Genomic DNA, 12,104 nt, shown 5'->3' with positions numbered 1-12,104 from the left:
TTACCCCGGATAGACGCTGGCCAGCGAGATCGCCGACACGAAATAGCCAGCCGACGCGCGTAGCATCACCAAGGCTCAATTGGATTCGCGCTGCAGACGGGAGGTTACGGATGCCTTCGTTTCGTGAACTACGCGACATACCCGAGACACTGCGTCCACTGGCATGGCCCCAGCGGGACGAACCTCCCCATCCGCCGCTCGACGGGCAGCCCGATCGTCTGACCGCCGACCAGGCGGTGGTCGACTGCGGGATCTACGTCAACGGCGAGCGGCTTCCGGGGACCTTCAGCTACGCCGAAGCGCGGGCCAAAGTGACCGACCTTCAGCTCGGCGGCCAGGAAGCCTTCGCCTGGATCGGCTTGCACGCGCCCACCGAGCACCAGATGCAGGAAGTCGGCGAAGCCTTCGGCATGCACGAGCTGGCCGTCGAGGACGCGGTCTGCGCTCACCAGCGGCCCAAACTCGAGCGCTACGACGAGTCGCTGTTCCTGGTCCTCAAGACGCTCAACTACGTCCCACACGAGTCGACCTTGCTGGCCCGCGAGATCGTCGAGACCGGCGAGATCATGGTCTTCGTCAACCGCGATTTCGTGGTGACGGTCCGGCATGGCGATCACGGACGGCTCTCCGATGTCCGCAGACGGATGGATGCCGACCCCGAGCACATGCAGCTGGGCCCGTTCGCCGTGATGCACGCCATCGCCGACGCGGTCGTCGACCACTACCTCGACGTCACCCAGTTGATGGAGGGCGACATCGATGCCATCGAGGAAGAGGCCTTCGCGCCCGACCACCGCACCCAGATCGAGCCGATCTATCAGATGAAGCGCGAGGTGGTCGAGCTGCGACGGTCGGTCAACCCGCTGTCGGTGCCGTTCGCGCGATTGCAGAGCGAACACAAGGACCTGGTCTCCAAAGAGGTCCGGCGCTATCTGCGTGACGTCGGCGACCACCACACCCATGCGGCGGATCAGATCGCCAGCTACGACGAGAATCTCAGCTCGCTGGTGCAGGCCGCGCTGGCTCGGGTCGAGATGCAGCAGAACACCGACATGCGCAAGATGTCGGCGTGGGCGGCGTTGCTGGCGATACCGACGATGGTCGCCGGTATCTACGGGATGAACTTCGAGTACATGCCCGGGCTGAAATGGCATTGGGGCTATCCGACGACCATCGTCGGCACGGCGTTGGTATGTCTACTGCTGCACCGCAACTTCCGGCGCAACGACTGGCTGTAACGGTCTACGGGTTTGACTCTGCGTTGCGGGCGGAGCTCTCTCGCACTTTGCCGCCGCAGGCGCAGACTCAACGCTCAGTGCGGCTGCGCGGCGGGCCGATTGGGGTCCAGCACGTCGACCCCGTCGGCTTGCCACGCCTCGCGCATCGCGTCGGCGCCTTTCAGCCGGACCCACGCCGCCTCGGTGGCGGTGATCGGTGTCGCGGACAGGAAGCGCACCGGATCGCGAGGCGGGTCCAGCGGCAGCTCGGCAATGTCGCTGTCGCCCAACAACACCGCGCTGAACGGCACCCGCACCGACGGCTGGGTCCACAGCGGCCCGCTCAGGTCGACCAGCGCGTCGGGCATCAGCACGACGCCCTCCACGGCCGGCGATGCCGCCACGATGGCCAGACTGCGGGCCAGGCCGGTAATGGCCTTCGTATCACGCAGCCGCAGAACGACTTCGGCCCGCGGGCCGAGTTCGGGATCGGCCAGCACCGCGGTCGGGTCGACCATCGGGTGGCGCGAGCAGCCCAGCGAGACATAGTGCGCCACCGCACCCCGGGCGTCCGCGTCGACGCGGTAGCGCAGCACCTCGATCGACTCGGCGCCCAAGAACGTCACGCTGGCCACAGCGGGCTCGGCGTGCTCGAAGTGGGTATCCAGGTGCGCGCGCACCCGGTCCAACGGCTGGGTCACGCGGCCTCGGGCGGCGGCGGAAGAGTCAAGTTCGCCCCGGTGTCGGGATCGAACACGGCGAGTTGCGTTGTGTCGAAAGCCAACTCCAGCGTCTTGCCTTTCGCGGCCTTCGACGCGGCCGGCACCCTGGCGACGAATTCGTGCTCCGGGGAACCGGATTCGGCCTCGAGCTCGGCGAGATCGGACAGCTGGTCGGAGTGCACGGCGGAGCCTTCGGTGGTGAAGTAGACGTACTTGTCGGCACCGAGCGACTCGACCATGTCGACCTTCACCTCGAAGCTCAACGCGCTGATCCGCTGGTAGGCGTCGATCAGGGCGGCGTCCTTCAGATGTTCCGGCCGGACGCCGACGATCACGTTCTCCGGCGCCGCATGTGCCGCGAGCACATCGAGGACGGGCTGGGTCAGGGTCACCTCGCCGAACGGCAGGCGCAGCCCGGTGGCGGTCACGCCGGCGGGGAAGAAGTTCATCGCCGGTGATCCGATGAAGCCCGCGACGAACAGGTTGGCGGGCCGCTCGTACAGCTCGTCGGGCGGCCCGATCTGCTGTACCACGCCGCCGCGCATCACCACCACGCGGTCGCCGAGCGTCATCGCCTCGGTTTGATCGTGGGTGACGTAGACGGTGGTGGTGCCCAGCCTCCGCTGCAGCCGGGCGATCTCACCGCGCATCTGCACCCGCAGCTTCGCGTCGAGGTTGGACAGCGGCTCGTCCATCAGAAATGCCTTGGGGTGCCGCACGATCGCCCGGCCCATCGCCACCCGTTGGCGTTGCCCGCCGGACAACTGCCCGGGTTTTCGGTCGAGCAGCTCGGTCAGGTCGAGAATCTTCGCGGTGTCCTCGACCTTCTTGGTGATCTCGGCCTTCTTCATCTTCTGCAGCGTGAGCGGGAAGGCAATGTTCTGGCGCACCGTCATGTGCGGATACAGCGCATACGACTGGAACACCATCGCGATGTCGCGGTCCTTGGGCGCCTTCTCGTTCACCCGCTCGCCGCCGATGCGCAGCTCCCCCGACGAGATATCCTCAAGGCCGGCAATCATATTCAGCGTCGTCGATTTTCCGCAGCCGGACGGCCCGACCAGGATGATGAACTCGCCCTCGGCGATGGTGAGGCTGAATTCCTGCACCGCCAACGCGCCGTCGGGGTAGTTCTTGGTCACTCGGTCCAACACAATTTCGGCCATCGCGCTATCCCTTCACCGCACCGGACGTCAACCCCGCAACGATCCGTCGTTGGAAGACTAGAACAAAAACGATGATCGGCACCGTGATCACCATGGCGCCCGCCGCAATCGAGCCGGTCGGCTCCTCGAATTGCGAACTGCCGGTGAAGTTCGCGATCGCCACCGGCGCGGTGATCGCCGCTTTGGTGGCGGTCAGCGACAACGCCAACAGCAGATCGTTCCAGGCGAAGATGAAGACCAGGATCGCCGTCGTCACGATGCCCGGCGCCGCCAGTGGCACGATCACCTTGCGGAAAGCCTGGGCCGGGGTGGCGCCGTCCATCTTGGCCGCCTTCTCCAGATCCCACGGGATCTCCCGGAAGAACGCCGACAGCGTGTAGATCGACAGCGGCAGTGCGAACGTGATGTACGGGATGATCAGCCCGGGCCAGGTGTCGAACAGCCCGATCCGGCGTTCGATATTGAACAGCGGGGTGACCAGCGAGATCGCCGGGAACATCGAAATCAACAGCACCGCCCCGATCAGCGCGCGTTTACCGGGGAACTCCAGGCGCGCCACCGCATACGCCGCCATCGCGCCGATCACCACCGCGATCACCGTGGTGAGCACACCGATCCCGATCGAGTTGACCAACGCGGAGCTGAAGTAGTTCCCGCGGAAAATTCCGCGGTAGTTGTCGAACGTCGCGTGTGACGGAATCAGCTTGCCGTCCTTGACCGTTGACGTCGGTTTGAGCGAGAGGCTGAGAATCCACAGCACCGGCACCAACGCGTACAGCAGCACCAAGGCGTCGACGATCACCCATCCGGCCGCGCGCCGCGCAGCGATCCGTTCAGCGCCCATCGCCACCACCGGGTGCCGCGGCGCCGAAGACCTTGATGAAGAGCAACGCGATCATGGTGACGCAGCAGAAGATCAGCACCGAAATCGCCGAGCCGAGGCCGACATTGAAGCCCTTGAACAAATTGTCGTAGCCCAGGACCGACACCGATCCGGTGTTGCCGGTGCCCCCGGTGAGCACGTAGATGTTGTCGAAGATCCGAAACGCGTCCAGGGTACGGAACAGCAGCGCGACCAGGATCGCTGGTTTGATAAGCGGCAGTGTGATCGTACGCAGCCGACGCCACGCTCCGGCGCCGTCGACCTCCGCGGCCTTCAACAGATCCGCCGGCACCAACGCCAAACCGGCCAGCAACAGCAACGACATGAACGGTGTCGTCTTCCACACCTCGGCGATCACCACGATGCCCAGCGACGAAAACTGGTGCGCCAGTGGAGCGCTGCCGTGCGGCAACAAGTTAGCCAGATAGCCGGTGCCCGGTGTCCACGCGTAGAACCAGCTGTAGGAGGCGGCCACCGTCACGATCCCGTACGGGATCAGCACGGCGGTGCGCACCAGACCCTTGCCAATCAGCGTGCGGTGCATCGTCAACGCCAGCGCCAGGCCGAGCACGAACTCTATGGCCACCGACGCCACCGTGATCGCCAGTGTGACCGCGAGCGCCGTCCACCAGTAGCGGTCGGTCAGGATCGTCTGATAGTTGCCGAGACCGATGAACCGGGTGTCGTTCGGGGTGGCCAGGTTATTGCGTTGCAGGCTCAGCCATACCGCGTAGCCGATCGGATAGGCGGTGACGGCCAGCATCAGCAGCGCGGCCGGCGCGACCAAGAAGAACGCCAGTCGCTTGTCCCCGGAGCGGTTGCCGCTCAAGGGAGCAACCCTTTGCCCTGGATCGCTTTGCCCACCTGCACGGCCAGGTCGTCAGCGGTCTTCTCCGGATCGATCCGAGTGATCGGGGCCAGCGTTGCGGCGATACGCGTCGACACCGACTGGTAGGCCGGCGTCGCGAGCCGGACCGCGGGATCGGTCAGCTGTCGCCGAATGATCTCGTACATTGGGTATTTCGCCTGAAACTGCGGATCGGCGTACAGCGAGGTGCGCACCGCGGGCAGGCCGCCGTCGAGCGAGATGTACTTTTCGCTGGCCGGACTGCGCAGACACCGGATCGCGTCGAACGCCTCGGCCTTGTGCCGGCTCGTCGCCGACACTGCGAGGTTGAGCCCACCGATGGTCACCTTGGCCGGCTGCTCCGGCAGCGCGCGTGGATACGGCGCGAAGCCGAAAACCTTTCTGCTGGCGTCGTATGCCTCGCGGAACTGCCGTTCGGTGGGCCGGAACGAGCCGACGTCGTTGATGCTGCCGGCCAGGTCCGGCTGATCGTTCAGCGGTAGAAACGGCACACCGCCCTTCACCGCGTTCTCCAGCATCGACGCCATCGCGTAGGGCCAGTTGACCTCGAGCGCGGACTTGCCCTGCTCGAAGGCCAACCGCGCGGTGCCGGCGTCGCTGCGGATGACCGACGGGTCGGCGCCCGGCGCCGTCGCCACCGACTTCATGATCTGCAACGCCTTGACGGTGGCGGCCCTGTGCTCGGGAGTATCGGTGAGCGTGACCGTGCCGCCGTCGTCGGAAAGCAATTGGCCGCCGGCACTTTCCAGCAGGGTGCTGAACCAGACCATCACGCCCTCGTTCTGGTTGGCCTGCACACCGATCCAGCTCGGTTCGCCGGCGGCGTGCAACCGGGTGGCCTCGTCGATCATGCCGTCCCAGGTCGATGGCGGCGTATCCATCAAATCTGGCCGATACCAGAGCAATTGGGTGTTGGTGCTGACGGGCGCCGCGAACAGCCGGTGCTTCCAGGTCGCGGTCGACAGCGGTCCGGGCAGCGTGTCGGCGGTGGCGTCGGCCTCCGCGCGCCGCGCCGGATCCTCGGACAGCGGCACCACCCAACCCGCCTCGGCGAATTCGGCTGTCCAGATCACGTCCATCGCGATGATGTCGACCGTGCGGTCGTGGGCACTGAGCCGGCGGGCCAGCTGTATCCGCTGGTCGTCGGTGGACTTCGGCAGGCTGAAGTGCCGGATGGCCAGCCGGCCACCGAGCTCGTCGGTGCAACGCTGCGCCACCGCGGTGAACGTCGCGGCATCACCGGCCGGGGTGTAGAGGCTGACCACCCGGCCGTCGTCGCGGGCACCGCAGGCGAACACCGCCGACGCGGCCGACAACGCAGCCACGGCGACCGCACCCAGCCGGCGCGCGCGCTCGCGAAGGGGCGGCACAGCTCAGATGGCCAACCGGGCCAGCAGATCCCGCGCCTGTTCAGCGTTCTGCGGATCGCAGAGAACGTCGTAGCGGCCCGCCACAAGTTGCAGCGTGGAGCTGAAGTCCCGGGTGCCCCGCGCCATCGAATACGGAATCGCGGAGGTGATCAGGCCGAAGAACACGCCCGCGACCAGGCCGGTGGTCAGCGCCTCCAGCGGGTGCGGGCTGGAGAACAGCAGGCTCAGCATCAACCCGACGAACAAGCCCAGCCACGCGCCGCTGATCACGCCGCCGCCCAACACTTTCGGCCAGGTCAACCGCCCGGTCACCCGTTCGACCTGCATCAGGTCCACCCCGACGATCGTGACCTGTTGCACCGGGAACTGCTGATCGGACAGGTAGTCGACCGCGCGCTGCGCTTCAGCGTAGGTGGGGTATGACCCGACCGGCCAGCCTTTCGGCGGCGTGGGCAATCCGGGAGCACGCCGGCTCCCTGCCGGGGTGCCGGGTGCGGGAACCTGTCCGGGCTGAAAAGGGCTGCTCATGGGTTTCATTGTGCGCCGTCGGCCGCAGCCGAGTCGCTGCCACCGTCGAACCGCGGTGATTACCTGCGCGAACACTTGGCCACGCTGCGTCGACGGCGCGCCGCTCGCCCATTGACTCTGCCTCCAGGGCGCATAAGTGCGAGTGGCTGAGGCCTTCAGCGCAGAGTCAACGTCGCTCGCCGCGCTAGGTTGAACACCATGACAGCACCGGGCGGCGGTGAGCCCTACCGCGACCAGCCGGGCCAATGGCAGCCCTACCAGCATCCGCCGGTGGATCCGCAGGCGCCGGTGAACTACCCCGACTACCCGTACCCAGCACAGCCGCCGCCGGCCTACGGGCCGCCCGGATACGGCGGGGCCCCGGGCGGCTTCGGCGGTCCCCCGCCGCCGCCCTATGGCAGCCCCGGTGGCCCGGGCGGTTATGGGCCGCCGATGTATCCCGGCTCGTACGACCCGTATCAGGGCTATCCCTCGCAGCAGACCAACGGGCTTGCCGTCGCGTCGCTGATCACCTCGATCGCCGGAGTCCTACTCGGCATTCCGCTGGCCATCTTCTGTTACATCGGGTGGGTGATTCCCGTCGCGGGCGCGGTGATGGGCGGTATCGCGCTCAATCAGATCAAGCAACGCGGCCAGCAGGGGCGCGGGCTGGCCATCGCCGGGATCGCGATCGGGGCGGGCACCGCGGCGCTGCTCGTGCTGGTGATGGTCATCGTCGCGGCTGCGGCGTTCCATTCGCCGATGTTCGGGGTCGCCTAAGCCGGCTAGCCGGTCGGCGGCACGAACGGATCGCCCTGTCGTTCCATGCCCGCCGCGCGACCTTTCGCGGCGATCACCAGAGCCATCTTGCGGCTGGCCTCGTCGAGCATCTCGTCGCCGAGCATCACCGCGCCCCGGGCACCGCCGGCGGCCGAGGTGTGCCACTCGTAGGCCTCCAGGATCCGTTCTGCGTGATCGTAATCGGCTTGCCGCGGGCTGAAGATCTCGTTGCCGGCCGCGATCTGGTCGGGGTGCAGCACCCATTTGCCGTCGTAGCCCAACGCCGCCGAACGGCCCGCCACCCGCCGGAATGCTTCGGTGTCACGGACTTTGAGGTAGGGACCGTCGACGGCCGCTTTGCCGTGGGCGCGGGCGGCGACCAGGATCGTCATCAGCACGTGGTGGTAGGCGTCGCCGACGTCATAGCCCTCAGGCTGCTCACCGACGACCAGCGTGCGGGTGTTCAGGTTCGCCATCAGATCCGCGGGCCCGAGCACCAGAGCCTGAACCCGTGGCACCAAGGCGATCGCGTTGATGTTCGTCAGCCCACGCGCGTCCTCGATCTGCGCGTCGATGCCGATCTCACCCACCGGCAGTCCGTGCACCGTCTCCAGTTGGGTCAACAGCAGGTCGAGCGCCTGGACATGGGACACCTCAGAGACTTTCGGCAACACCACCACGTCGAGCTTGGCGTCCGGCGCCGCGCCGACGGCGGCGACCACCTCGATGATGTCGGCGTGCGTCCACGGTGTGGTCCAGTCGTTGACCCGCACCCCGCGCAACTGTCCGGCCCATCCGGGCGCGGCCAGCGCGGCGGCCACCCGGCCGCGGGCGTCGGCCTTGGCGTCCACGGCTACGGCGTCCTCCAGATCGAGGAAGACCTGGTCGGCGGGAAGACCTTTGGACTTGTCGATCATCTTCTGGCTGCTGCCCGGCACGGACAGGCACGTGCGGCGGGGCCGGTACGCGTTGTTCACACCCCACTCCTACCCTTTGAACTATGGCCTCGATCAACAGGGTGTACGCCGCGCGCCTGGCACGAATGCTGGTCCTGGGCCCGATGGGCGAATCCCTCGGGCGCGTACGCGACGTCGTGGTCAGCATCAGCATCGTTCGCCAGCAACCCAGGGTTCTCGGGATCGTCGTCGAAATGGCTTCGCGCCGAAGAATTTTCGTTCCTATCCTGCGGGTGGCCTCGATCGAGCCCAACGCGGTCACGCTCATCACCAACAATGTCTCGATGCTCCGGTTCGAGCAGCGGCCCGGTGAGGTTCTGGTGCTGGGCCAGATCGTGGACACCAGGGTGCGGGTCACCGACCCCGAACTGCCACAGCTCGCCGACACCGACGTCGTCGTCACCGACCTGGGTTTGGAGCAGAGCCGAACCCGGGACTGGATGGTCACGCGGGTGTCGGTGCGGGTGCCGCGACGGCTCGGCCGGCGCAGCACCACCCACATCGTGGGTTGGCGCAACGTGCAGGGACTGACCCCGTCGGCGCTGGCGATGCCCGGCCAGGCCGTCGCGCAGCTGTTGCATGAGTTCGAGAAGTGGCGGCCGATCGAGGTGGCCGACGCGGTGCGCGAGCTGCCGGTGAAGCGGCGCTACGAGGTGGTCTCGGCCCTCGACGACGACCGGCTGGCCGACGTCCTACAGGAGCTGCCGGAGCAAGAGCAGGCCGAGCTGCTGGTGCAGTTGGGTGACGAGCGCGCCGCGGACGTGCTCGAGGAGATGGATCCCGACGACGCCGCCGACCTGCTCGGCACGATGAACCCGACGCTGGCTGAGCGGCTGCTGCGGCAGATGGACCCCGAGGAGTCCGACCCGGTGCGGCGGCTGTTGAAGCACTCACCCGACACCGCGGGCGGGTTGATGACCCCCGAACCGGTGGTGTTGACGCCGGACACGTCGGTCGCCGAGGCACTGGCCCGGGTGCGCGACCCGGACCTGACGCCCGCGCTGTCGTCGCTGGTGCTGGTGGTCCGCCCGCCGACGGCCACCCCGACCGGCCAGTACCTCGGCTGTGTAGCCCTGCAGCGGCTTCTGCGCGAGCCACCGTCCATGCTGGTCGGAGGCATTGTCGACGCGGATCTGCCGTGGCTCGAACCCGACACGTCGCTGGCCGTGCTGACCCGCTACTTCGCCGCCTACAACCTGGTCTGCGGTCCGGTGGTCGACGCGCAGCATCACCTGCTGGGCGCGGTCACCGTCGACGACGTGCTGGACCACCTGCTGCCGCACGACTGGCGCGACACCACCGAAGAGCCGGCGCTGGGCATTGCGCGAGGCATGGCATGAGCAAGTCCGCGCCGCGCTCGCGGCTCTACACCCCGCGCGTCTCGCGACTGTCGGCGCCGCGACTGGACGCTGACGCCGTCGGGAACTTCACCGAGGCGATCGCCCGCTTCTTCGGCACCGGCAGCTACCTGCTGATGCAGACCATCGTGGTGTTCGTCTGGATCCTGCTGAACGTCTTCGCGGTCGGCCTGCGCTGGGACCCTTACCCGTTCATCCTGCTCAACCTCGCGTTTTCCACTCAGGCCGCCTACGCGGCGCCGCTGATCCTGCTGGCCCAGAATCGCCAGGAGAACCGCGACCGCGTCACCCTCGATCAGGATCGGCGACGCGCCGAGGAAACCAAAGCCGACACCGAATACCTGGCGCGCGAACTGGCCGCGCTGAGGCTGGCGATCGGCGACGTCGCGAAGACCCGGGAGTCCCTGCGCCGCGAGCTGGAAGACCTGCGTGATCTCCTGCAACACCGGCCCCCCGACCCCCGTCCGGGCACCGATGACGGGGTCGATCGGCACGCCGCTTCGTCTCATTGACACAGCTGCTCTCACCGGGCGTTTTCACAGGCAGAGAGTCCGTCATTGTTGTCACTGGAGTCACCGGTGTTATGTATGGTGACCTAGTTCACGAGGCTCACGCGAGATCGCGGGCCCCACAACCCTCGAAGACTAGGCAGGCGAGTGCGGGTAGGGGGACGCATGGGCGTACGTCCGGCCCTTGCAAAGATGCGCAAGCCGGTTCTTCGCATGCCAAAAGTCCCCAAACTGCCTGCAGTCGTGACCAATACGGCGTCAACGATCGGCGACGCGGCGTTTCATGCGGCAGACAACCTGAGAATCCTGTACGCCTACGACCTCGTCATGGAGGGATACGACGCGGTCGCGGCGGCAGCGCGGTCCGCCACCTCGGCCGTCCAGCAAACGTTGGCCGGCGGCGCCAAGTCGCCGGCATTCGGCGTCGCGATGATCGCCTGCCTGATCTACTCCAGCGTCGACGGCGCCGGTGCTCCGCCGTTCCCTTTGACCAAGTCGACACCTCGCGACACCGCGGTCACCCCGGTTGCCGCGGTCGCCCGGGCGTCCACCGACCCGACCGGGCCGCTGGTCATCGCCACCCTGCACCCGAAGATCGGTTTCCACGTCGCCGAAGCCGCCGCGTCGGCTCCCCCGCCCAGTCTCGTGGTGAGTGCGCCGGGCACCTTGGGCATTCCGGCGATGGCGCTGACCGCATACCGCAATGCCGAACGAATGATGGCCACCGCCGAACCGGGCTGCGGCATCAGCTGGAACCTGCTCGCCGGAATCGGGCGCATCGAGTCGGGCCACGCCAACGGCGGCGCCACCGACGCGCGCGGCACCGCGGTCCGACCGATCTACGGGCCCACGCTGGACGGGACGCTGCCCGGCAACGAGGTGATCGTTCAGAGCAGTGCCGCGGGACGGGTCAACTACGCCCGCGCGATGGGGCCGATGCAGTTCCTGCCGGGCACTTGGGCACGCTATGCCGCCGACGGCGACGGCGACGGGACGGCCGATCCGCAGAACCTCTACGACGCCACCCTGGCCGCTGCCCGCTACCTGTGCAGCGGCGGGCTGAACCTGCGTGACCAGTCGCAGGTCTTGTCGTCGATCCTGCGTTACAACAACTCGATGCCGTACGCCCAGAACGTGCTGGGCTGGGCCGCGGCCTACGCGACCGGCGTGGTCCCGGTCGACCTGCCGCCGCTGACCGGGCCGGCGCCGCCGCTGGGCGACGCTCACCTCGAGCACGGCGAAGGCCTCGGACCCAACCTCCCGATGAACATGCACGGCCTGGCGGCCACCGACCCGCTGGCCCGGATGCCGTTGATCGACCTCAGCGGCAACCCCGGTAACGGCCAGCCGTGGTCGGTGCAGGGACCGGCCGCCTACGGTCCGTCGTGCACGGTGATCTGCATTGGCCAGCAATCGCCGGGGCCCGTGCAGGACAACACGCCGCCGGCGAACCCGATGGCACCTCCGGGCGCACCGGCGCCGTTCGCCCCCTTCGCCCCTTTCGCGCCGCCGACCACTCCGCCGCCCGCGTTCGCGCCCTTCTCACCGCCCATCGCACCACCGGCTGCTCCCGCTCCCGCTTCGATTCCGCCGGCTGCTCCCGCTCCCGTGCCACCGGCTGCTCTCGCTCCCGTGCCACCGGTCGCGCCGGCTCCAGTACCACCGGCTCCCGCTCCCGTGCCGCCGGTTGCGCCGGCCCCGGCACCCCAGGCTCCCCCGGCCTGACCGGCCCGTACCGGGCCGCTTCGTCGCGGCACTAGACTCGGCA

At 67.7% G+C, this 12,104-nt stretch carries 12 protein-coding genes; 5 read left to right on the top strand and 7 right to left on the bottom strand.

What is annotated here, in order from left to right:
• Nucleotides 1-110 precede the first annotated feature (110 nt).
• Nucleotides 111-1,238, top strand: coding sequence for a magnesium and cobalt transport protein CorA (locus ACQY5A_RS15090; protein WP_428341129.1), 1,128 nt, complete (start codon nucleotides 111-113; stop codon nucleotides 1,236-1,238).
• Between the two features lie 74 nt (nucleotides 1,239-1,312).
• On the opposite strand, the gene ACQY5A_RS15085 is transcribed toward ACQY5A_RS15090, so the two are convergent.
• From ACQY5A_RS15085 to ACQY5A_RS15060, 6 genes are read right to left on the bottom strand one after another with little or no spacing between them, the layout of a single operon-like run.
• Nucleotides 1,313-1,918 (bottom strand): suppressor of fused domain protein, encoded by a 606-nt coding sequence (locus tag ACQY5A_RS15085; protein ID WP_428341128.1) that lies wholly within the window; start codon nucleotides 1,916-1,918, stop codon nucleotides 1,313-1,315.
• Entirely contained in the window at nucleotides 1,915-3,105 is a 1,191-nt protein-coding gene (locus ACQY5A_RS15080) for an ABC transporter ATP-binding protein (protein ID WP_428341127.1), read from the bottom strand. Before ACQY5A_RS15080 ends, ACQY5A_RS15085 begins: the two co-directional genes overlap by 4 nt.
• 4 nt (nucleotides 3,106-3,109) lie before the next feature.
• Entirely contained in the window at nucleotides 3,110-3,934 is an 825-nt protein-coding gene (locus ACQY5A_RS15075; RefSeq protein ID WP_428341527.1) for a carbohydrate ABC transporter permease, read from the bottom strand.
• Nucleotides 3,935-3,938: 4 nt separating this feature from the next.
• Nucleotides 3,939-4,817, bottom strand: a complete 879-nt coding sequence (locus ACQY5A_RS15070) for a carbohydrate ABC transporter permease (RefSeq protein WP_428341126.1) — start codon at nucleotides 4,815-4,817, stop codon at nucleotides 3,939-3,941.
• Nucleotides 4,814-6,226 carry an extracellular solute-binding protein gene (locus ACQY5A_RS15065; RefSeq protein ID WP_428341125.1) on the bottom strand — a complete coding sequence of 471 codons (1,413 nt, stop codon included), beginning with the start codon at nucleotides 6,224-6,226 and terminating at the stop codon, nucleotides 4,814-4,816. Before ACQY5A_RS15065 ends, ACQY5A_RS15070 begins: the two co-directional genes overlap by 4 nt.
• A gap of 3 nt (nucleotides 6,227-6,229) precedes the next feature.
• Nucleotides 6,230-6,754 (bottom strand): general stress protein, encoded by a 525-nt coding sequence (locus ACQY5A_RS15060; RefSeq protein ID WP_428341124.1) that lies wholly within the window; start codon nucleotides 6,752-6,754, stop codon nucleotides 6,230-6,232.
• Nucleotides 6,755-6,952: 198 nt separating this feature from the next.
• On the opposite strand from ACQY5A_RS15060, the gene ACQY5A_RS15055 reads away from it, so the two are divergent.
• Nucleotides 6,953-7,513: a DUF4190 domain-containing protein gene (locus ACQY5A_RS15055; protein ID WP_428341123.1), complete on the top strand. Its 561-nt coding sequence runs from the start codon at nucleotides 6,953-6,955 to the stop codon at nucleotides 7,511-7,513.
• A gap of 5 nt (nucleotides 7,514-7,518) precedes the next feature.
• On the opposite strand, the gene ACQY5A_RS15050 is transcribed toward ACQY5A_RS15055, so the two are convergent.
• Nucleotides 7,519-8,490 carry an HpcH/HpaI aldolase/citrate lyase family protein gene (locus ACQY5A_RS15050; protein WP_428341122.1) on the bottom strand — a complete coding sequence of 324 codons (972 nt, stop codon included), beginning with the start codon at nucleotides 8,488-8,490 and terminating at the stop codon, nucleotides 7,519-7,521.
• Nucleotides 8,491-8,513: 23 nt separating this feature from the next.
• Between ACQY5A_RS15050 and ACQY5A_RS15045 the strand changes: the two genes are divergently transcribed.
• From ACQY5A_RS15045 to ACQY5A_RS15035, 3 genes are all read left to right on the top strand, one after another.
• Nucleotides 8,514-9,809 carry a magnesium transporter MgtE N-terminal domain-containing protein gene (locus ACQY5A_RS15045; protein WP_428341121.1) on the top strand — a complete coding sequence of 432 codons (1,296 nt, stop codon included), beginning with the start codon at nucleotides 8,514-8,516 and terminating at the stop codon, nucleotides 9,807-9,809.
• Nucleotides 9,806-10,339 (top strand): DUF1003 domain-containing protein, encoded by a 534-nt coding sequence (locus ACQY5A_RS15040; RefSeq protein WP_428341120.1) that lies wholly within the window; start codon nucleotides 9,806-9,808, stop codon nucleotides 10,337-10,339. Before ACQY5A_RS15045 ends, ACQY5A_RS15040 begins: the two co-directional genes overlap by 4 nt.
• A 324-nt stretch (nucleotides 10,340-10,663) precedes the next feature.
• Nucleotides 10,664-12,061: a lytic transglycosylase domain-containing protein gene (locus ACQY5A_RS15035; protein WP_428341526.1), complete on the top strand. Its 1,398-nt coding sequence runs from the start codon at nucleotides 10,664-10,666 to the stop codon at nucleotides 12,059-12,061.
• Nucleotides 12,062-12,104 lie beyond the last annotated feature (43 nt).

The sequence above is a fragment of the Mycobacterium sp. genome (assembly GCF_965277065.1).
Taxonomy (GTDB): Bacteria; Actinomycetota; Actinomycetes; order Mycobacteriales; family Mycobacteriaceae; genus Mycobacterium.
This window is presented reverse-complemented; position numbering and strand designations above follow the sequence as displayed.